This is a genomic window from Streptomyces venezuelae (genome assembly GCF_008642295.1).
Classification (GTDB): domain Bacteria; phylum Actinomycetota; class Actinomycetes; order Streptomycetales; family Streptomycetaceae; genus Streptomyces; species Streptomyces venezuelae_C.
Window position 1 is genome coordinate 558730 of sequence record NZ_CP029190.1, and the last position, 24088, is coordinate 582817.

Annotated in this window: 6 protein-coding genes; 5 read left to right on the top strand and 1 reads right to left on the bottom strand. The window is 67.6% G+C overall.

Annotated features, from left to right (window positions below):
• Positions 1 to 77: 77 nt before the first annotated feature.
• Positions 78 to 19523 (bottom strand): non-ribosomal peptide synthetase, encoded by a 19446-nt coding sequence (locus DEJ50_RS02645; RefSeq protein WP_190344228.1) that lies wholly within the window; start codon positions 19521 to 19523, stop codon positions 78 to 80.
• A gap of 531 nt (positions 19524 to 20054) precedes the next feature.
• Here DEJ50_RS02645 and DEJ50_RS02650 point away from each other — a divergent pair.
• The 5 genes from DEJ50_RS02650 to DEJ50_RS02665 all read left to right on the top strand — a co-directional run bounded on the left by DEJ50_RS02650 (position 20055) and on the right by DEJ50_RS02665 (position 24078).
• Positions 20055 to 20414: a UBP-type zinc finger domain-containing protein gene (locus DEJ50_RS02650; protein WP_150205785.1), complete on the top strand. Its 360-nt coding sequence runs from the start codon at positions 20055 to 20057 to the stop codon at positions 20412 to 20414.
• A gap of 38 nt (positions 20415 to 20452) precedes the next feature.
• On the top strand, positions 20453 to 20887 hold the full coding sequence (locus DEJ50_RS02655; protein ID WP_150205786.1) for a hypothetical protein: 435 nt from the start codon (positions 20453 to 20455) through the stop codon (positions 20885 to 20887).
• 40 nt (positions 20888 to 20927) lie between these two features.
• Positions 20928 to 21506: a YceI family protein gene (locus DEJ50_RS02660; RefSeq protein WP_150205787.1), complete on the top strand. Its 579-nt coding sequence runs from the start codon at positions 20928 to 20930 to the stop codon at positions 21504 to 21506.
• 44 nt (positions 21507 to 21550) lie between these two features.
• Positions 21551 to 21679, top strand: a complete 129-nt coding sequence (locus tag DEJ50_RS35130) for a hypothetical protein (protein WP_263399167.1) — start codon at positions 21551 to 21553, stop codon at positions 21677 to 21679.
• A gap of 71 nt (positions 21680 to 21750) precedes the next feature.
• Entirely contained in the window at positions 21751 to 24078 is a 2328-nt protein-coding gene (locus tag DEJ50_RS02665; RefSeq protein WP_150205788.1) for a phospholipase D-like domain-containing protein, read from the top strand.
• Positions 24079 to 24088: the final 10 nt, after the last annotated feature.

The window sequence follows — 24088 nt, forward strand, 5'->3', positions numbered from 1 at the left end:
CACCACCCGCAAAGGGGCCGCCCCCCGGCTGTGTGAACAGCCGGGGGGCGGCCCCTTCCGTCATCCCGGTCGGCCGGTCAGCCGACGATCATCCGGGACACCAGGTCCGCCTGGTCCTGCACGAAGTAGTGGCTCCCGCCGGGGACGATCTGGAGTGACACCTCCTCCGCGTAGTGCTCCCAGGCGCGGTAGCCGTCCGCGACGGTGTCCGTGGCGGGGTCCGCATCACCGATGATCACGTTGATGGGGGCCCGCAGCCGGTCCCACTCCTGCACCGTGTCGATCAGGAACCGGATGCCCTCGCCCATGTCATGCCGCAGGACGCGCAGTACGTGCTGCAGATCCCGTTCGTCGAAGGCGCGCTCGAACCCGCCCAGCGAGACCAGGAAGGCGTGCAGCTCCTCGTCGCTGCTGTCGAGCGCGGATTCCAGCGTGTCCGGCGTCGTGGACGCGGCGAAGGCGAACGCCGCGATGTCCCAGGGCGCTCCCAGGTGGACCGCCGCCGGGGTCAGGCCGCGGTCCTCCAGCCCCCGGGCGACCAGCACCGTCAGCAGGGTGCCCGCACAGTGCCCGTACAGGCTGAACGGCCCCTCCACCGAGGCGGCGATCTCCGCCACCAGCCGGTCCCGGCACTCGGCGCGGTCCACCATGGGCTGGTCGGGCAGCACCGGGTCGTGGCCCGGCAGCGCCACGGTCCACAGGTCGACGTCCGGCGGCACCTGCCCCGCCAGCGGCTGGTACACGGTGGCGCTGCCGCCACCGTACGGAATGCAGACCAGGCTGTGCCGGGGGCGTTCGCCCGCCGGCCGGTCCGGGGTGAGCCGGTGCAGCCAGCGGTGCGGTGCCCCGTCCTCGGGGGCGGTCGCCAGGTGCTCGGCGAGGCCGCGCGGGGTCGGGTTCTTGAACAGCTCGATCACGGAGAGCCCTTGGCCGATGGCACGGGCCAGGGTCACCGCCTTGAAGGAATCGCCGCCGATGTCGAAGAAGTTGTCGTCGATCCCGATATCGGCGATGCCCAGCACCTCGACCCAGGCCTCCACGATCCGGCGCTCCAGCGCATTGGTCGGCGGGGCTGCCGCTCCGCCCCTGCCGGTGCCGAGGGAGGGGGTCGGGGCCGGCAGTGCCTTGCGGTTCAGCTTTCCGTTGCCGGTCAGGGGAATCTCGTCGAGCAGCACATAGGCCGTGGGAACCATGTAGGCGGGCAGGAACGTCCGGAGTTCGGCGCGGAGTTCGGCCGGTTCGGGGGCGGCACCGGCGGCGGGAACCACATACGCCGTCAGCACGCTGTCCCCGACGGCATCGGTACGCACCAGCACCCGCGCCTCCGCCACGCCCTGCTGCCCGATCAGCGCCGCCTCGATCTCTCCCGGCTCGATCCGGAAGCCACGGAGCTTGATCTGGTCGTCCGCCCGCCCCAGGTACTCCAGTTGGCCGTCCGGCGTCCAGCGGGCCAGGTCCCCGGAGCGGTACAGACGGCTGCCGGGCGGGCCGAAGGGGTTGGGGACAAAGCGCTCGGCGGTGAGGCCGGGACGGTTGAGATAGCCGCGGGCCAGCTGGCCGCCGGCCACGTACATCTCCCCCGCGACACCGGCGGGAACCGGCCTGCGGGCCCCGTCCAGCACATGGACCTCGAGCCCGGGAAGACCGATGCCGATGGTGCTGCCCGCCTGCTCCTTCACCAGGCGCTCGGTCAGCACCCGATGGCTGACGTGCACGGTGGTCTCGGTGATCCCGTACATGTTGACGAGCACCGGAGCCTCCTCGGCATGTCGCCCGTACCAGTCGCCGAGCTGGGCCAGGTCCAGGGCCTCACCGCCGAACACCACGTAGCGGAGCGCGAGTTCACCGCTGAGCTCCGGGGATTCCCGGTCCGCGCGCATCAGCTGGTAGAACGCGGACGGCGTCTGGTTGAGGACCGTGACCCGTTCCCGTACGAGGAGGGCGAGGAAGTCCTGGGGGGAGCGGCTCACCTCGTACGGGACCATCACCAGCCGGCCGCCGTGGAGCAGCGGGCCCCACAGCTCCCACACCGAGAAGTCGAAGGCGTACGAGTGGAACATGGTCCACACGTCGTCCTCGCGGAAGCCGAACAGGCCCTGGGTGGCGGTGAACAGGCTCATCACGTTCAGGTGCGTGACGACCACGCCCTTGGGCCGGCCCGTGGACCCCGAGGTGTAGATCACGTACGCGGGGTCGGAGGCGCGGGACGGGGTGGTGCGCTCGGACGCGCCGAGGTCGTGGCCCGGCAGGGCCGCGAGTGCCTCCTCCGTCGCGGGTTCGGCGAGTGCCAGACGGGGCACACCGCTGTCCGGGATGCGGTCGGCGACGGCCGCCGTGGTGACCAGCAGCTGCGGGTCCGCGTCCTGGAGGATGTACGCGATCCGGTCGGCCGGGCTCTCCGGGTCGATCGGAACGTACGCCGCCCCCGACTTCACGATCGCGAGCAGCGCGACGACCAGGTCCGCCGACCGGGGCAGGGCAACGGCCACGAACTGGCCGGGCCCGGCACCCCGCGCCGCCAGCAGGCGTGCGAGCCGGTTCGCCCGGGCGTTGAGCCCGGCATAGTCGAGATGTACGTCCTCGAGTACGTCCTCGCAGGTCAGCGCGGGCAGGCCGGGGGTCCGGGCCGCCTGCGCCTCGAATGCCGCAGCCAAGGTGACGTCCGGCACCGGGCCGCCTGCACCGCCTGCCCGGGCCCATTCGGCCAGCTGCGACCGTTCGGCCGCATCCAGCACGTCCACCCGGTCGATCCGCACCGCCGGATCGGCCACGACCTGCTCCAGCACCCGGACGAACCGGTCGGCGATCCGCTCGACCGAGGCGCGGTCGAACAGATCGGTGGCGTACTCGATCAGGCCGTCCACCCGGCGCCCGTCGGCGGAGACGGACTCCCCCAGGTTGAAGAGCAGGTCGAATTTCGCCACACCGGTCACGGCCGTGACGAACTCCGCTTCCAGTTCGGGGAGTTCGAACCCGGACCGGGGAACGTCCTGCCAGGCCAGCATCACCTGGAACAGCGGGTGGTGGGCGGTGGAGCGTTCCGGCTTGAGGACCTCCACGAGCCTCTCGAACGGGACGTCCTGGTTGTCGTACGCCGACAGCGCCTTGCCCTTCACCTGTCCCATCAGCTGCTCGAAGGTCGGGGTGCCCGCCAGGTCGGCCCGCAGGATCCAGGTGTTGGCGAAGAAGCCGATCAGGTCGTTGAGGGCTTCGTCGGTACGGCCGGCGATCGGGGAGCCGATTGCGATGTCGTCGCCGGCGCCCAGCCGGTGCAGCAGCACGGTGAGGGCCGACTGCATCACCATCGAGACGGTGACATCGCGGCTCAGCGCCAGCTGCTCCACTGCGGCGAGGGTGTCACCGTCGATGGTGAATGCGAGCATCTCGCCGCGGTGGCTGAACTTCTCCGGCCGGGGGCGGTCCGTGGGCAGCTGGATCGGCTGCGCCATGTCCGCCAGTTCCGTACGCCAGTAGTCGGACTGCCGGGACAGGACACTGGCGGGGTCGGAGGCCTCCCCGAGCAGCTCGCGCTGCCACAGCGTGTAGTCGGCGTACTGGACGGGCAGTTCGGCGAACTGCGGTGCCCGGCCCGCACGATGGGCGGTGTAGGCCGCCGAGAGCTCCCGCATCAGCGGGGCCATCGACACGCCGTCCGTCGCAATGTGGTGGATCACCAGGCACAGGATGTGTTCGTCCGGGCGGACGCGCAGGATGCGGGCCCGCACCGGAATCTCCGCGGCCAGGTCGAACCGGTGCGTGGCCACCTCGGCGACGGCATCCGAGACGCCCTCCGCGGACACCTCGGGCACCTCGATCACGGGGACATCGAGGACCGCCTCGGCCACCGGCACCACCCGCTGCATGGGCGCCCCGTCGGCGTCTTCGACACACAGGGTGCGCAGGCTCTCGTGCCGGGCCACCACGTCTTGCAGGGCCGCGGCGAGGGAACTGGTATCGAGATCGCCGGTGAGGCGCAGGGTCAGCGGGATGTTGTAGGTGGCGGAGGGCCCCTCGAGCTGGTCCATGAACCAGAGGCGTCGCTGCGCGAAGGACAGCGGGAGCCGTTCGGGGCGTTCGGCGTCGGCGAACCGCTGGAGCGACCGGCGCAGCGGGGTGCTGCTGTCGGTGAGGTGCGCGGCGAGCTCGGCGATCGTAGGCGAGTCGAAGAGGGTTCTGATCGGTATCTCCACGCCGAGCTCGGTACGGATCCGGCTGATGACGCGGGTGGCCTTGAGGGAGTTGCAGCCCAGGACGAAGACGTTGTCGTCGATGCCCACGGCCACGGCCTGGTCCAGGCCGAGCTCTTCGGCGAATACGGTGGCCAGGGTTTCTTCCTGTGCCGTGCGCGGCGCCCGGTAGGGGACCCCGATGGTCTCCGGCTCGGGCAGTGCTGCCCGGTCCAACTTGCCGTTGGGCATCAACGGCAGCCGGTCCAACAGGACGAACGCGGACGGAACCATGTACTCCGGCAGCTTGCCGGATGCGAAGGTCCGCAGGTCGTCGAGGGTGGGCCCGTCCGCCTCGGCATGCGGGGTTGCCAACACCGCGTACGCCACGAGCAGTTCTCCGTGGGCCACGACCGTGACTTGGGTGACGGCGGGGTGGGCGGTGAGCGTGGCCTCGACCTCTCCGGGCTCGATACGGAACCCGCGGATCTTGATCTGACTGTCACTGCGGCCGAGGTACTCCAGCTCGCCACTGGTATTCCAGCGCGCCAGGTCGCCGGTGCGATACATACGTGCGCCGGGGGTACCGAAGGGATCGGCGACGAACCGCTCGGCCGTCAGACCCGCCCGCTCGAAGTAGCCGCGGGCGATCGTCCCGCCGACATACAGCTCGCCCACAGCGCCTGTCGGCGCAGGCTGCAGGCCGGGCCCGAGAACGTAGGCACGCATATTGCCGAGCGGCAGCCCGATCGCCGCGCCACCCGCTGCACTGCTCGTGGTGGCGTAGAAGGACTCGGTCTGCCCGTAGGCGTTGACCACCTTCACCCCGAGGAATGCCTCATGGACCCGGTCCACCAGACTCGCCGGCAGCGCCTCACCCGCGAACACGAGTGTGTCGATGCCGGGGGCGAGCAGGTCCACCAGCTCCGCGAATGCGGACGGGACGGTGGAGACGATGTGCCCGTCGAAGCCACCGCGCTCGCCGAGCACCAGCACGTCACGGACCACCTCAATGGACCCGCCGTGGCAGAGGCTGGTGAAGATCTCGAACACCGACACATCGAAGTTGACGGACGTACTCGCCAAGGCGCGACGCCCCGGTCCTGCCTCAATCTGCTCAGCCAGACGCGAGACACCATTCACCACAGTGCCGTGGCTGACCGCCACTCCCTTCGGCGTCCCTGTCGACCCCGACGTGTACATCACATACGCCAGGTCATCCGGACCTGCCACCACACCCAGATCCCCGGCATCACCCACCGACAGATCGGTCTCGTCCAGCAACAGCAGTCCGCTGTCACTCTGCGGGAGCACCGACAGCGTGTCCGTATCAGTCAGGATCACCTGCGGCCGGGCCTCGCCCAGAATGAAGTCCAGCCGGTGGCTCGGGTACTTCGGGTCCACCGGCACATACGCACCACCGGCCTTCAACACCGCCAACAGCCCCACGATGAGATCAGCGGACCGCGGCAGCGCGACTGCGACCAGCGAACCACGTCCCACACCACGACCCGCCAGCACCCGCGCCAACCGGTTCGCCCGCGCATTCACCTCCCCAAACGACCACTCCACCCCGTCACACACCACCGCGACAGCATCAGCCGCCACCCGCACCTGCCGCTCAAACAACCCGGAAACCGACACCGCCTCCACAGGCACCGATGTGTCATTCACCAGAGCCAGACGCTCACGCTCACCCGCCTCCAGTACATCCACCCGACCCACCGCAACCCGCGGGTCGATCACCAACTGCCTCAGTACACCGGCCAAACGAGCCGCCATGGTCTCCACAGCACCCCGTTCGAACGCGGCCGGCTGATACTGCAGGTTCACCTGCAAGTACGGGTCGGCGCCCACCATGACGGTGAGCGGATAGTGACTGCCGGACATTGCACGGAATCCGGCAATCGAAATGCCGCCGGCGGCGTGGGCTTCGGCGATCGCGGCCTGGTCCACCGGGTAGGACTGGAAGACGACCAGCGTGTCGAACAGTTCCTTGAATCCCGTGGCCTGCTGGATGTCGGACAGTCCGTGGTGGTGATGGTCCAGGAGGGCCGCCTGCCGCTGCTGCAGAGAGGTGAGCAGCTGCTCGAACGTCTCTCCCGGGGAGTAAGACACCCGCACCGGCAGGGTGTTGATGAACAAGCCCACCATGGCATCGACGTCCGGCACCGTCGGCGGCCGGCCCGAAACCGTCGCGCCGAACAGCACGTCCGTGCGCCCCGTCAGCTGCCCCAGCAGCACGGCCCAGGCACCCTGCACCAGGGTGTTGACCGTGACACCCAGCTCCGCAGCACGCCGCGCCAGCGCCCTCGCATCCTCCGCCGACAGCGGGGTACTCACCTGCCCGATCGCGGCGGTCTGTGCAGCGCTGCTCACCTCGGTGAGCAGCAGGGTCGGCTCTTCCACGCCGGCCATCTCCGCGGCCCAGGCCCGGGCGGATGCGTCGCGGTCCTGGCGGGACAGCCACTCCAGGAAATCCCGGTAGCCACCGCGGACCTTCGGCAGCGCGCCGAGTCCGCCGCCTGCACCGTAGAGCCTCAGGATGTCCTGCAACAGGATCGGGAACGACCATCCGTCGAAGAGCACATGGTGGGCGGTCAGTACGAGTTCACAGTGCTCGGGGCCCATCCGGACCAGCGTCAGCCGGAGCATGGGAGGCGTGACCGGGTCGAAGTGCGCGGCATGGTCCTCGACCAGGAACCGCTCGAACGCCTCGCTCCTCGCCTCCTCCGGCAGCCCACTCAAGTCGACTTCCTGCCAGGGAAGTTCCACACCATCAACCACCACCTGAACCTGATCACCCGCAGACGTGGTGACGAAGGCGGTCCTCAGGTTCGGATACCGGTCCAGCAACGCCTGCCCCGCAGCCCGCATACGCTCCGCGTCCACCGCACCAGCGACATGGAACGCCAGCTGCATCTGGTACGCGTCGAAGTCGTCCTCGTTGAGCAAGGCGTGGAACAGGAAGCCGGACTGGAGCGGGGTGACGGGCCAGACGTCGGACAGGGCGGGATAGCGCTGCTCCCAGACCTCGATGTCCTGTTGCTTCACCTCCACCAACGGCAGGTCCGACGGAGTGAAACCACCCGCGTCAGCAGTCGAGGCGTGGCGGGCGATGCCCTCCAGTGCCGCGCACCACAGATCCGCCAGCTCCTGCACGTCCGCACGGGTGAGAACACCGGTGGGGAACCCGATCACGGCCTCGAACCGGGAGCCCTGGTCGGTGTCGACAACCGCCGAGTTGATCTCGACCGTCGACAGCGCCGGCATATCGGCGTCCAGGTCCGCAGTCACGGCCTCTGAGCCCGACAGTTGGGTCCAGCCGAGTCCGCGCAGGTCGTCGGGCATGTCCGTCGCGGAGAACCGGCCCAGATAGTTGAACCCGATGTGCCCCGTACCAAACCGCCCCAGCTCCGCACCCGTCTCCTCGTTCAAGTACCGCAGGAGACCAAAACCCAGACCCTTGTCCGGAACAGCCAGCAACTGCTCCTTGACCGCCTTCAGCACACCACCCGCAGCCGGACCCCCAGCCAACACCTCATCCAGATCAAACCCAGCCGTCTCCAACCGAACCGGGAACATACTCGTAAACCAGCCCACCGTGCTCGACAGATCCGCACCCGGCACGACCTCCTGCTCACGACCATGTCCCTCCAACCGCACCAACGCCGACGACTCCACCACGCCCCGCGCACGACGCCACTGCACCACCGCAACACCCAACGCAGCCAACAGACCATCGTTCACACCACCACGGAACACAGCCGGAACCGTCGACAACAACGCCTCCGTCACCCCCGACGACACACCCACACGCACCCGGTCAACCGTGGACATCACATCCACCACCGGATCCAACACCCGCGACCCCAACAACGGATCCGGCCCCTCCAACACCGAACGCCACACACCCAACTCCGACACCCGCCCAGGACTACGCGCCTCCTCCAACAACGCATGAGCCCAACGCCGCACGGACGTGCCGACACCGGTCAGCTCAGGCTTCGCCCGGCCGTCCCTGACCTGGCGCCATGCTTCGGCGAAGTCCGGCAGCAGGATCCGCCAGGACACGCCGTCCACGACCAGGTGGTGGAGTGCGATCAGCAGACGGCCTGCGCCCTCGCCCGTACGGAACCAGACGAACTGAGCCATCACTCCGCCGGCCGGATCCAACCTGCCTACTGCTGCGTTGAGTTCGGCAGCAGCCAGCCGCTGCCATTCCGCGCCACAGGCGCCGTCCCAGGCGACCCGGTGTACCAGCGTGCTCACATCGACCGATCCCGCAGGACCGATACGGAGACTGTCGCCGCACGCCTCGTCCAGGACGAGGCAGGAGCGCATGATGTCGTGACGGTCGACGACCGCCTGCAGGGTGGCGTACAGCTCGTCGGCGTCGATGCCGTGCGGCAACTCCAGAGCCATAGACATGGCGAACCGGTCGTAGCCGCCGCCCAGTTCGAGCATGTACTTCGCAATGGGGAGCAGCGGCACGACACCGGTGCCACCACCTTCGTACTCCTCGAGCACGGGACCGGCTCCGGTACCGGTACTGGTCGCGACCCGCGCCAGTTCCGCAACCGTCCGCAGCTGGAAGACCTGCGACGGCGACACCTCGACACCCTGGGCACGCGCCCGCGTGACCACCTGGATGGACCGGATGCTGTCACCGCCGACGGCAAAGAAGTCGTCGTCGATACCCACCCGGTCAAGCCCCAGCACCTCGGCATAGACCGCAGCGAGAACCTCCTCCACCCGGCTCTGCGGGGCACGGTACTGGCCCCCGCTGAACGCCGGCTCGGGCAGTGCTGCCCGGTCCAGCTTGCCGTTGGGCATCAACGGCAGCCGGTCCAGCAGGACGAACGCGGACGGCACCATGTACTCCGGCAGCCTGCCGGACACGAAGGTCCGCAGGTCTCGCGAAGAGATCCAGCCCGCCAGATCGTATTGCCCCTCCCCCACATGCTCGGCGTCGCCGTCGCCCCGTGTGGCAGCCGGGACGACGTAGGCGACGAGCTGCTTGGCGTCGGTGACGACCACCGTGGCTTGGGTGACGGCGGGGTGGGCGGTGAGCGTGGCCTCGACCTCTCCGGGCTCGATACGGAACCCGCGGATCTTGATCTGACTGTCACTGCGGCCGAGGTATTCCAGCTCGCCACTGGTATTCCAGCGCGCCAGGTCACCGGTGCGATACATACGCGAGCCGGGGGTGCCGAAGGGATCGGCGACGAACCGCTCGACCGTCAAGCCTGGGCGCTCGTAGTAACCGCGGGCGATCGTCCCGCCGACATACAGCTCGCCCACAGCGCCTGTCGGCGCAGGCTGCAGGCCGGGCCCGAGAACGTAGGCACGCATATTGCCGAGCGGCAGCCCGATCGCCGCGCCACCCGCTGCACTGCTCGTGGTGGCGTAGAAGGACTCGGTCTGCCCGTAGGCGTTGACCACCTTCACCCCGGGGAATGCCTCATGGACCCGGTCCACCAGACCCGCCGGCAGCGCCTCACCCGCAAACACAAGCGTGTCGATGCCAGGGGCAAGCAGGTCCACCAGCTCAGCGAACGCAGACGGGACAGTGGAGACGATCTGCCCGTCAAACCCTCCACGCTCACCGAGCACCAACACATCACGGACCACCTCAATGGACCCGCCATGGCACAGGCTGGTGAAGATCTCAAACACCGACACATCGAAGTTGATGGACGTACTCGCCAAGGCGCGACGCCCCGGGCCTGCCTCAATCTGCTCAGCCAGCTGCGACACACCATTCACCACAGTGCCGTGGCTGACCGCCACCCCCTTAGGCGTCCCCGTCGACCCCGACGTGTACATCACATACGCCAGGTCATCCGGACCTGCCACCACACCCAGATCCCCGGCATCACCCACCGACAGATCGGTCTCGTCCAGCAACAGCAGTCCGCTGTCACTCTGCGGAAGCACGGTCACCGTCTCCGCATCGGTCAGGATCACCTGCGGCCGGGCCTCGCCCAGGATGAAGTCCAGCCGGTGGCTCGGGTACTTCGGGTCCACCGGCACATACGCACCACCGGCCTTCAACACCGCCAACAGCCCCACGATGAGATCAGCGGACCGCGGCAGCGCGACTGCGACCAGCGAACCACGTCCCACACCACGACCCGCCAGCACCCGCGCCAACCGGTTCGCCCGCGCATTCACCTCCCCAAACGACCACTCCACCCCGTCACAGACCACCGCGACAGCATCAGGCGCCACACCCACCTGCCGCTCAAACAACCCCGAAACCGACACCGCCTCCACAGGCACCGATGTGTCATTCACCAGAGCCAGACGCTCACGCTCACCCGCCCCCAGCACATCCACCGAGTCGATACGCATCCCGGGCTCGGCGACCAGCTGTCGCACCACACGTACGTACCGCTCGGCGATCCGCTCCGCCGTCTCGCGGTCGAAGAGATCGGTGGCGTACTCGATCAGGCCCTGTACGTCCCTGCCGTCCGGGCCTGTCCGCTCCGTCAGGTTGATGAACAGGTCGAACTTCGCAGTGCCGGTCGCACCGGGCGCCAAGTCCACGCGCAGGCCAGGCAGGTCAAAGTCCGTCTGGGTGAAGTTCTGCCAGGCGAGCATCACCTGGAACAGCGGGTGGTGAGCAGTGGAGCGGTCCGGGTTGAGGAGCTCCACCAGGCGCTCGAAGGGAGCGTCCTGGTTTCCGTAGGCTCCAAGCGCCTTTTCCTTCACCTGCCGCAGCAGTGCGTCGAAGGTCACTGCCTCCGCGAGCTCTGCGCGCAGCACCCAGGTGTTGACGAAGAATCCGATCAGGTCGTTGAGCGCATCATCGGTACGGCCGGCGATCGGAGAGCCGATAGCGATGTCGTCGCCCGCGCCCAGCTGGTGCAGCAATACGGCGAGAGCCGACTGCATCACCATCGAGACGGTCACATCCCGCTGTCGTACCAACTCCTCGATCATGTCCAGGAGATCGGAATCCAGAGCGAATTCGATCATTTCGCCGCGATGGCTGGCCTTCGGCGGGCGCGGCCGGTCCGTGGGCAGCTGAAGCGGCTGCGGAATACCGGCGAGCTCCTTGCGCCAATATCCGGTCTGGGCCGCCAGCAGGCTCTCCGGGTCGCTTTCCTCGCCCAGCAGTTCACGCTGCCACAGCGTGTAGTCGGCGTACTGGACGGGCAGTTCAGCGAACTGTGGTGCTCGGCCCTCACGACGTGCGGTGTAGGCGGCCGAGACCTCACGGATCAGCACTGCAATCGATTCACCGTCGCCGGCGATGTGGTGGATCACGAGGGAGAGGATGTGCTCGTCCGGGCCGGTGCGCAGGATGCGCGCCCGCACCGGAATCTCCGAAGACAGGTCGAACCGGTACTCGGCCATCTCGGCGAGGGCGCCGGGCATGCCTTCGGCGGTGACCTCCACAATCGGAACGTTCAGGAGGGCTTCCCGGGCTGGGACGATCTGCTGGAACGGCACCCCCTCGGTGTCCTGGAGGTACACGGTGCGCAGGCTCTCGTGCCGGGCCACCACGTCCTGCAGGGCCGCGGCGAGGGAACTGGCATCGAGATCGCCGGTGAGGCGCAGGCTCAGCGGGATGTTGTAGGTGGCTGAAGGCCCCTCGAACTTGTCCATGAACCAGAGGCGTCGCTGCGCGAAGGACAGCGGCAACCGGTCGGGACGCTCGGCGAACCGCTGCAACGATCGGCGCAGCGGAGTGGCGCCTGCGGTGAGGCGCGCGGCGAGCTCGGCGACCGTGGGCGAACCGAAGACGGTCTTGATCGGAATCTCTGCGCCGAGCTCGGTACGGATTCGGCTGATGAGCCGGGTCGCAAGGAGCGAATGCCCGCCCAGCAGGAAGAAGTTGTCGTCGATACCCACGGCTTGGCCCAGGCCGAGGACTTCGCCGAATACGGTGGCCAGGGTTTCTTCCTGTGCCGTGCGCGGCGCCCGGTAGGGGACCCCGATGGTCTCCGGCTCGGGCAGTGCTGCCCGGTCCAACTTGCCGTTGGGCATCAACGGCAGCCGGTCCAACAGGACGAATGCCGACGGAACCATGTACTCCGGCAGCCTGCCGGACGCGAACGACCGCAGCTCGTCCACGGTGGGCCCGGCAGCCTCGGCAGCCGGGACGACGTAGGCGACGAGCTGCTTGGCGTCGGTGACGACCACCGCGGCTTGGGTGACGGCAGGATGCGCAGCCAGCGCGGCTTCGACCTCTCCGGGCTCGATACGGAACCCGCGGATCTTGATCTGACTGTCACTGCGGCCGAGATACTCCAGCTCACCACTCGCATTCCAGCGCGCCAGGTCACCGGTGCGATACATACGTGCGCCGGGGGTACCGAAGGGATCGGCGACGAACCGCTCGGCCGTCAGACCCGCCCGCTCGAAGTAGCCGCGGGCGATCGTCCCGCCGACATACAGCTCGCCCACAGCGCCTGTCGGCGCGGGCTGCAGGCCGGGCCCGAGAACGTAGGCACGCATATTGCCGAGCGGCAGCCCGATCGCCGCGCCACCCGCTGCACTGCTCGTGGTGGCGTAGAAGGACTCGGTCTGCCCGTAGGCGTTGACCACCTTCACCCCGAGGAACGCCTCACGCACCCGGTCCACCAGACCCGCCGGCAGCGCCTCACCCGCGAACACGAGCGTGTCGATGCCAGGGGCAAGCAGGTCAACCAGCTCCGCGAATGCGGACGGGACAGTGGAGACGATCTGCCCGTCGAAGCCACCGCGCTCGCCGAGCACCAACACATCACGGACCACCTCAATGGACCCGCCATGGCACAGGCTGGTGAAGATCTCGAACACCGACACATCGAAGTTGACGGACGTACTCGCCAAGGCGCGACGCCCCGGTCCTGCCTCAATCTGCTCAGCCAGACGCGAGACACCATTCACCACAGTGCCGTGGCTGACCGCCACTCCCTTCGGCGTCCCTGTCGACCCCGACGTATACATCACATACGCCAGGTCATCCGGACCTGCCACCACACCCAGATCCCCGGCATCACCCACCGACAGATCGGTCTCGTCCAGCAACAGCAGTCCGCTGTCACTCTGCGGGAGCACCGACAGCGTGTCCGTATCAGTCAGGATCACCTGCGGCCGGGCCTCGCCCAGAATGAAGTCCAACCGGTGGCTCGGGTACTTCGGGTCCACCGGCACATACGCACCACCGGCCTTCAACACCGCCAACAACCCGATCACCAGCTCAGCGGACCGCGGCAGCGCAACCCCCACCACCGAACCACGCCCCACACCACGACCCGCCAGCACCCGCGCCAACCGGTTCGCCCGCGCATTCACCTCCCCAAACGACCACTCCACCCCGTCACAGACCACCGCGACAGCATCAGGCGCCACACCCACCTGCCGCTCAAACAACCCCGAAACCGACCCACCAACCACCGGCACCGACGTGTCATTCACCAGAGCCAAACGCTCACGCTCACCCGCCCCCAGCACATCCACCCGACCCACCACAACCCGCGGGTCGATCACCAACTGCCGCAGCACACCGGCCAAACGAGCCGCAATGTCTTCGACCGAGCTCTGCTGGAGCAGGTGCTGCTGGTAGTGCAGCGTCAACCGCAGCTGCGGCTCGACTTCGGCCAGCACCGTCAGCGGGTAGTGGGTGCTGGAGATCGGGCGAATGCCGGTGACGGCGATGCTGCCGGCCGCGTTCACCTCGTTGATACCGAGCCGGTCCACCGGATACGACTCGAACACCAGCAGCGTGTCGAACAGCGTAGGTATACCCGTGGCCAGCTGAATGTCGGACAGTCCGTGGTGGTGATGGTCCAGGAGGGCCGCCTGGCGCTGCTGCAAACCGGTCAGGAGCTGCTCAAACGTCTCCCCCGGGGCGTACGCCACCCGCACAGGCAGGGTGTTGATGAACATGCCCACCATCGCATCGACATCCTGCACTGCCGGCGGCCGACCCGAAACCGTCGCGCCGAACACCACGTCCGTGCGCCCCGTCAGCTGCCCCAGCAGCACGGCCCAGGCACCCTGCACCAGGGTGTTGACCGTGACACCAAGCTCCGTAGCACGCCGCGCCAGCGCCCTCGCATCCTCCGCCGACAGCGGGGTACTCACCTGCCCGAACCCCGAGCTCTCCGCATCGGTAAGGGCTTCGGGCAGCAGCAGAGTGGGCTCTTCCACACCGGCCAATTCCTCGGCCCAAGCCCGGGCGGAAGCCTCATCGTCCTGACGAGCCAGCCACTCCAGGAAGTCCCGGTACCCGCCCCGAACCCTCGGCGGCGCGCTCAGCGCTCCATCGGCCCCGTACAGGCGCAGGATGTCCTGCATCAGGATCGGGAAGGACCAGCCGTCGAAGAGCACATGGTGGGCGGTCAGTACGAGTTCGCAGTGGTCGGGGCCCATCCGGACCAGCGTCAGCCGGAGCATGGGAGGCGTGACCGGGTCGAAGTGCGCGGCATGGTCCTCGACCAGGAACCGCTCGAACGCCTCGCTCCTCGCCCCCTCCGGCAGCCCACTCAAGTCGACTTCCTGCCACGGCAGTTCCACACCATCAACCACGACCTGAACCTGATCACCCGCAGACGTGGTGACAAACGCGGTCCGCAGGTTCGGATACCGGTCCAGCAACGCCTGCCCCGCAGCCCGCATACGCTCCGCGTCCACCGAACCAGCGACATGGAACACCAGCTGCATCTGGTACGCGTCGTATGCCGAGTCCGCCAGCATCGTGTGGAACAGCAGACCGGACTGGAGCGGGGTGAGGGGCCAGACGTCGGACAGGGTGGGGTAGCGCTGCTCCCAAACCTCGATGTCTTCCTGCTTCACCTCCACCAACGGCAGATCCGACGGAGTGAAACCACCCGCGTCGGCAGTCGATGCATGGCGGGCGATGCCCTCCAATGCCGTACACCACAGATCCGCCAACTCCTGCACATCCGCACGGGTAAGCACACCTGTGGGGAACCCGATCACAGCATCCAGCTGCGGTCCGAGTTCGGTGTCGACGACAAGGACGTTGATGTCCACGGTGGAGAGTGCCGGCCGGTCGTCGCCGGGAGGAGCTTCCAGCTCGGCCGCTTGGGTCCAGCCGAGTCCTCGCAGGTCGTCGGGCATGTCCGTCGCGGAGAACCGGCCCAGATAGTTGAACCCGATCTGCCCCGTACCAAACCGCCCCAGCTCCGCACCCGTCTCCTCGTTCAGATACCGCAGGAGACCAAAACCCAGACCCTTGTCCGGAACAGCCAGCAACTGCTCCTTGACCGCCTTCAGCACACCACCCGCAGCCGGACCCCCAGCCAACACCTCATCCAGATCAAACCCAGCCGTCTCCAACCGGACCGGGAACATACTCGTAAACCAGCCCACCGTGCTCGACAGATCCGCACCCGGCACGACCTCCTGCTCACGACCATGCCCCTCCAACCGCACCAACGCCGACGACTCCACCACACCCCGCGCACGACGCCACTGCACCACCGCAACACCCAACGCAGCCAACAGACCATCGTTCACACCACCACGGAACACAGCCGGAACCGTCGACAACAACGCCTCCGTCACCCCCGACGACACACCCACACGCACCCGGTCAACCGTGGACATCACATCCACCACCGGATCCAACACCCGCGACCCCAACAACGGATCCGGCCCCTCCAACACCGAACGCCACACACCCAACTCCGACACCCGCCCAGGACTACGCGCCTCCTCCAACAACGCATGAGCCCAACGCCGCACCGATGTCACGGGCTGTGGCAGATCCGGCGCCTCGCCCGCACGAACGCGCTTCCACGCCGCTGCGAAATCGGGCAGCAGGATTCGCCAGGACACGCCGTCCACGACCAGGTGATGCAGCACCACCCACAGTCGCCCCGCGGCCCCGGAGGTCGGCACGAACCAGACGAACTGAGCCATCACCCCACCGGTCGGATTGAGGCGCTCGGATGCCGCATCCAGCTCGGCGGCAGCCAACCGGTCCCACTCCTCGCCCTGCCAACGTCCATCGCATTCGACGCGGTGGATCAGCCCCGCCACATCCACCGAGTCCGGTGGGCCCACCTGCATGAATCCGCCGGTGCCGTCGAGGACCAGACGGGCGCGCAACACATCGTGGTGGTTGAGGACGGCACCCAAGGTCGCCGTCAGCCCTGCGAGATCGATTCCCATCGGCAGGTCGAGCAGCATGGCCATCGCGAAGCGGTCGTAGTTGCCCAGGTCGAGCATGTACTTCGCAATGGGGAGCAGCGGCACGACACCGGTGCCACCACCTTCGTACTCCTCAAGCACAGGACCGGCTCCGGTACCGGTGCTGGTCGCGACCCGCGCCAGTTCCGCAACCGTCCGCAGCTGGAAGACCTGCGACGGCGACACCTCGACACCCTGGGCACGCGCCCTGGAAACGACCTGGATCGAGCGAATGCTGTCGCCACCGACTCCAAAGAAGTCGTCGTCGATACCCACCCGGTCAAGCCCCAGCACCTCGGCATAGACCGCAGCAAGAACCTCCTCCACCCGGCCCTGCGGCGCACGGTACTGGCCCCCGCTGAACCCCGGTTCCGGCAATGCGCGATGGTCCAGCTTGCCGTTGGGCATCAACGGCAGCCGGTCCAGCAGCACGAACGCCGACGGAACCATGTACTCCGGCAGCCTGCCGGACACGAAGGTCCGGAGCTCCCGCGCCGAGATACCGGCGGCCAGGTCCAGCTCCATGACGCCCGTGTCCTCGACACCACTGCCACTGTCCCTCACGCCCTGCGGGACGATGTAGGCGACGAGCTGCTTGCCTGCGGTTGCAAGGACCACGACCTGAGCAACAGCGGGGTGGGCAGTGAGCGCGGCTTCGACCTCTCCGGGCTCGATACGGAACCCGCGGATCTTGATCTGACTGTCACTGCGGCCGAGATACTCCAGCTCACCACTCGCATTCCAGCGCGCCAGGTCACCGGTGCGATACATACGTGCGCCGGGGGTACCGAAGGGATCGGCGACGAACCGCTCGGCCGTCAGACCCGCCCGCTCGAAGTAGCCGCGGGCGATCGCCCCACCGACATACAACTCCCCCACCGCACCCGCCGGCGCAGGCTGCAAGCCGGGCCCGAGAACATAGGCACGCATATTGCCCAGCGGCAACCCAATCGCTGCGCCACCCGCAACACTGCTCGTGGTCGCGTAGAAGGACTCGGTCTGCCCGTAGGCGTTGACCACCTTCACACCGGGGAACGCCTCACGCACCCGGTCCACCAGACCCGCCGGCAGCGCCTCACCCGCAAACACGAGCGTGTCGATGCCAGGGGCAAGCAGGTCAACCAGCTCCGCGAATGCGGACGGGACAGTGGAGACGATCTGCCCGTCGAAGCCACCGCGCTCGCCCAGCACCAGCACGTCACGGACCACTTCAATGGACCCGCCATGGCACAGGCTGGTGAAGATCTCAAACACCGACACATCGAAGTTGACGGACGTACTCGCCAAAGCACGACGCCCCGGCCCCGCCTCAATCTGCTCAGCCAGACGCGAGACACCATTCACCACAGTGCCGTGGCTGACCGCCACACCCTTCGGCGTCCCCGTCGACCCCGACGTATACATCACATACGCCAGGTCATCCGGACCTGCCACCACACCCAGATCCCCGGCATCACCCACCGACAGATCAACCTCGTCCAGCAGCACAAGCCCGGCATCGGTCGGCGGAAGCACACTCACCGTCTCCGCATCGGTCAGGACCACCTGCGGCCGGGCCTCGCCCAGAATGAAGTCCAACCGGTGGCTCGGGTACTTCGGGTCCACCGGCACATACGCACCACCGGCCTTCAACACCGCCAACAACCCGATCACCAGCTCAGCGGACCGCGGCAGCGCAACCCCCACCACCGAACCACGCCCCACACCACGACCCGCCAACACCCGCGCCAACCGGTTCGCCCGCGCATTCACCTCCGCATACGAAAACTCCACCCCGTCACGGACCACCGCGACAGCATCAGGCGCCACACCCACCTGCCGCTCAAACAACCCCGAAACCGACCCACCAACCACCGGCACCGACGTGTCATTCACCAGAGCCAAACGCTCACGCTCACCCGCCCCCAGCACATCCACCCGACCCACCACAACCTGCGGATCCGCCACCGCAGCCCTGATGAAGGCAAGCAACTGGGCAGAGAAGAGATCCAGGTCTTTCTGGCTGTAGAGCAGGCCATTGCCCTCGATGGACATGCTGAGACCGCTGCCGGCACGGCCGTCGTAGTACATGATGATCATCAGTTCGTCGGTGACGCCCGGGGTGCAGCCGCCCCATTCGGTCGTGCAGCCTTCGATCTCCGTGACCGTGGCAAACGGAATGATATTGACACACGCGCCGAAAGGCGTACTGGCGATCGAACCGTCGAGGCCCGAGGCGCGCCGAATGTCTGCACCGTCGTATCCGGAATGCAGAATGGCAGCCTTCATCTGGGCGCCCACCCCATGGGCGACCTCTGCAAAACGGGAGGAAAGCGGAACCCGAACGCGCAGCGGAACGATTTTCGCCAGGAGGCCGTACGTGTTCTTCAAGACCTCCGGGCGGCTGGCGACAGGGTACGAGATGGTGAATTCCTGCGGGTTTCCCATGGCGCGGAGGAATGAAACCGATGCGGCCGTCAGGAGCGTTGGCGTCGGCACACCTATGGCCTCAGCTGCAGCCGCCCACCGGCCCACCTCCTCCGCGTCGACATCCACGATCCGCCGGATGGCGACCGGAACGTCGGAACTGCGCTCACCCTGCAACCTCGCCGCGGGGGGCAGATCCGCCACGTAGTCCTGCCAGAATTCCGCGTCCTGCTGGAACTGGGCGGAGCGGCTGTAGCGGGCGTCCTCTTCGTTGATGTCCTCCGGCCCGGCGGGCGTGAACGCCGGAACCGGGTCCCCGTTCTTCAGGGCCGCATAGACGTCACCGATTCGGCGCGGCAGGACCCGCATCAGGCCGTACCCGTCCGTCACCGCATGGTGAATGACCACCGCCAGTACGAACCGGGATTCCCCGAGCTTCAGGACCGCGGCCCGGAAGAGTGGGTCGTGCTCCAGGTCGAACGGCTGCGTGTCGATCTCCAGAACCCGGGCCCGTGCCGCCGCTTCCGGGTCCGCTTCGCCGCTCACGTCGATGACGAGCGGGGACCAGTCCCCCATGTCCCGCACCACTTGCCGCAGCCCGTCCTCGGACTCCGTGAAGTTGACACGTGCACTACTGTGCTCGCTGAACGTCACCTCGAGGGTGCGGACGAGGAGCGGCACATCGAGCTCTCCCTCGATGCCCCATCGCACACACGCGTTGTTCGACATTTCGGGCGCGAACTTCTGCGCCAGCCAGATGCCTTCCTGCCGGGGCGACACGTGGAAAGTCTTCACGGAAATCAAACTCCTCGCGGTAGTGGCAAAAGATGCAGATCGGGAACGCGGTGAACGTCCTCAGGCCGCGCTGGAGTTCGCCATCTGGAGCAAACTGCGCGGTACTGCCCACGGGGAGGGTCTCGGTCTGCCCGTGCGTGTTCGACGGCAGGCGAGGCGACCGAGTGCGGACATTAAGACGGGCAACGAAGATCGCACTCCTATCGAGCGGGGGAGGGAATGCAGCACTCCCCCTGTGCGGCGGTCAACGTGACTCGACATGGACGTCAAGACGGACGCCGACACGAACGCCGACTCGGACGCCGACATGAATTTCCCCGGATTGGCAGATGAAGCGTAATTCCTGACCGCCGCATGAGCCAGCCTTGAACGTCCCAATGCACGTCTCCTTGGCGAAAGCGGTCAATCCGGCGATCCGTCCTGTTGACGGGACAACACGGCACCCGGGCCTGGCCATGCAGGCCCGGGTGCCACCGATTACGCTGGTAGCCGGAGCCGAAACGCCCAGGCATCGCCAGAGAGGCTCAGTCCATGGCCAGCGAGCAGATCCCGGGAATTGATCCCACGGCGCGGCCGAGTGGGAGCGGGTGCGTCGAGTGCCTGGCGGGCGACGGACCGGGATGGTGGCTCCACCTGCGGCGTTGTGCGGAGTGCGGGCACATCGGGTGCTGCGACTCCTCGCCCTCGCAGCACGGCACGAAGCATGCCCGGGAAGCCGGACACCCCTTCCTCACGAGCTTCGAGCCGGGCGAGTCCTGGTTCTGGAGCATCGAGACCGAGGAGTACTACGAGGGTCCGCCCCTGACACCGCCCACCTCACACCCGACCACGCAGCCGACCCCGGGGCCGCTGGGCAAGGTGCCGGCGGATTGGCAGCAGCACCTGCACTGACCCGGGCCGGGGCGCCGGGAGGAAATGGGAGGATCGACATGTCATCCGGTTCGGCATGGTGTTCCGGAGCCCGGCAACTTCCGCTCAGGCTCCCGGTCGGCGCGTTCTTCCTGAATTCCGGGCTTGCGAAACGCGGTGCGGACGAGGCCACGGCAGAAGGCCTGCAGCAGTTCGCCGCCAGCGCCTACCCGTTCCTGGGCGAGTACGACGCCCAGAAGTTCGTCCGCGTGCTCTCCGCGGGAGAGATCGCCGTTGCCGCGGCGCTGCTCCTGCCGTTCGTCCCGGCCGCTGTTGCCGGAGTTGCGCTGACCGCGTTCTCCGCCGGCACCCTCGGGCTTTACCTGCGTTCGCCAGGGATGCGACAGGCCGGCAGCCTGCGCCCGACCGAGCAGGGAATCACGCTCGCCAAGGACGTCTGGATGCTGGGCATCGGCGTCTCCCTCATCATCGACGGCGTGAACGAAAACCGGTGACGCGCCACGACGGCCACGAGCACGAGCACGGACGGCGTACATGGTCACGACCCGATGGTTCTTCGAGCCCGGTCACACCGCGGCGGAGTTCCGCGCCAGGCACATGATGGTCACCTATGTGCGCGGGCAACTCAAGAACGTGCACGGCTTGCTGGAGGTCGACCCCGACCATCCCGAGCAGGCCCGCGTCGAGGCGACGGTCGATGCGACCCGGGTGTACACCGGTGAGCCCCAGCGCGACGCCCACCTCCGCAGTGCGGACTTCTTCGACGTCGAACATCATCCGACGTGGACGTTCATCGGGTCGCGCATCGAGCAGATGAGCGGGACCGAGTTCGAGGTCACCGGAGATCTCACGGTACGCGGCGTGACGCGCCCCGTGACCTTCGACGTCATCTACCTGGGGCAGTGGGACACCCCCTGGTGGGAGGAGGGTCGAGATCTCGGGCCCAGACGACGCGCCGGGTTCACTGCCACCACCCGCATCAATCGCCATGACTTCGAGGTGAGTTGGAACGACGTGGTGGACCGCGGCGGACTTGTCGTCGGTGCCATGGTCGATGTCGTGGTCGACGTGGAGGCCGTTCTCGACCCCGGCCTGGGCGGCACCTTCAAATGATCACCGCTGGTGGATCATGGTGTCGTGATGTCCTGAACGGGATCGTGTGGAAGTTCCGGACCGGGACGGCCTGCCGGGCCGGGGCGGAGCGCTGGGTCGGCGAGTCGGACGCGAACGCCCGCCTGGTTGGCCGGGGCCGCGACCGCGCCCACCTGGTCGTGGCGATGTCGTAGGCATCCGGCAGCATGGTCTACTCCGCCGCGATCCGGCGGTTCGCACACGTTACCGGGCTTTGGGGGGACCTTTGAGATTCAAGAAGCTGGCGGCGCTGGCGCTGAGCGCCGTGACCACTGCGGTCATGGTGGTGTCGGCTCCGTCGGCCGCCGCCGTCGAGACCACACCATCGCTGGAAGTGGTGTTCAACAAGCCGACTCCGCGAGGCACGGCCGGCCACGACCGGGCCATCGAAACGCGGCTCCTGGACCTGATCGGCAAGGCCACGTCGACGTCCAGCATCCGGGTGTCCCTGTACGCGATGGAGGACAAGGACGTCGTCAACGCGCTCATCACCGCCGCCAATGACAGGAAAGTCGATGTGCGGGTCCTCAGCGAGCGCTGCCCCTGGGGCGTGTTCAGGGCCAAGTGCGACGGCTCCTCGGGGGAGCCGATCCCCCCGGTGACGACCATCGTCCCGGAGGCCGCCCGTCTGGCGCAGGCGCTCGGCAACGCCCCGGACGGCAAGCCGCGCGTGGTCCTCTGCAACAAGGGCTGCATGCAGACTGCGGACATCAACCACGACAAGTTCTGGCTGTTCAGCGAGTTGAGCGACGGCAGGACGAACGTCGCGGTCCAGTCCTCGCACAACCTGGGTGCCACCGCTCCCGGGCTCGCGGACAACATGGTCATCAGCTCCGGCGACGCGCAGATCTACCAGGGGTACGAGCACACCTGGAACACCATGCGGGTGAAGGAGCTCGCAGGGGGAGCCGACAGTCTCTGGCCGGAGATCGACACCGCCGGGACCGGGGACTTCAGCGGCCACGGGGGCACGGTCGCGGCGTGGCGCTACCCGCGGGATCCGGAGGCCGACGGGGTGATCAACGACCCGGTCGCCAGGAGCATCGCCGCGCTCGACTGCTCCACCGGCCCGGAGGTCCACATCGCGATGGCCTCGTGGGGCGGTCGCACCGAGGTCGACAAGGCCCTCCTCGCCAAGGTCGACGAAGTCGGCGCCAACGGCAAGCGGTGCACGTTCCGGATCCTGACGGCCGGCACCCCGGCGAAGGCGGTGGCCCTGGAGCCGAACGCGGCGCACCCGGACCGGGAGGTCCAGCTGTGGACGGTCATGTCGAACCAGCTCAACGGGGCGTCCGGCGGTCTGCACTCCAAGTACGTGCTCCTGTCCTGGGACGACGCCGACGGCGCCCACCGTGTCGTGCACACCGGCTCCGACAACTTCAGCAACCCGGCCGTCGGCGCCGCCGACGAGTCTTCGCTGCGCATCACCGATGCCGGTGTCTACGACGCCTTCAAGGCCAACTGGGAGTGGCTGCGCGCCGAGAACGACCTGACCGCGAACGCGCTGACGGACATCCCGTTCCTGTACGAGTACAGCGAAAAGCAGGTCACGCCCTTCACGTTCGGGACGACCGAGTTCAAGACGTTCCGCGACCCCAAACACTCCAATTTCCAGAGCCCGGCCGCGCTCTCCCGCAAGAGCGTCAAGGGCGACTTCAACGGCGACGGCGTGCTCGACATCGTCACCCTCAACGAGGACGGCCTCGACGCCCAGGGCAAGAAGGCGTTCTCCTTCGAGACGTTCCTCGGCAAGCCCGACGGCCGCTACTTCCCGGGCGTCAAGTCCTGGAAGGCCAACTCAGACTGGGGCTGGTACAGCAACATGCGTCTCACCAGCGGCGACTACAACGGCGACGGCCGGGACGACGTCGCCGCGCTGTACACCCGCGCGGGCACGGGCGACGACTGGTCGTTCTACACCTTTCTCGCACAGCCTGACGGCACGTTCACGGGACCGAAGCGTGCCTTCGACAGCCTGCCCGGCTGGGGCAAGGCGAGCCAGATGAAGATCGTGAGCGGCAAGTTCAACACCGGTGATGAGCGCGACGACATCGCCGCCCTGTACACCTACGCCGACGGCGATGTCGGCCTCCACACCTTCACCACGAAGGAGGACGGCACCTTCAACGCCTCCTTCGGCTCCTGGAGGGCGGAAGCCGGCACCTGGGGCTCGGGGGACCGGATGACGATCGTCAGCGGCAACTTCGACAACAGCGGCGGCGAGGACATCGCCGCCCTGTACGACTACGCGAACGGGGCGGTCGGCCTGCACACCTTCCTCTCACAGGCCAACGGCGGGTTCAATTGGCCCGTGGGCTCGTGGTACGACACCGCCTGGGGCTCCGCCCAGAACATGCAGCTGACCACCGGTGACTTCGACGGTGACGGGCTCGACGACATCGCCTCGCTGTACAAGTACGCGTTCACGCCCCCGGCAGCGCCCACGATGGCCGTGCACATCTTCCGCAACCAGGCGAGCGGCAAGTTCAACACGCCGTACCGCGGCTGGTACGGCGAATACTCCGCCGCTTCGGTCACCGTCCCGACGTCCTGATGTGTGGGTG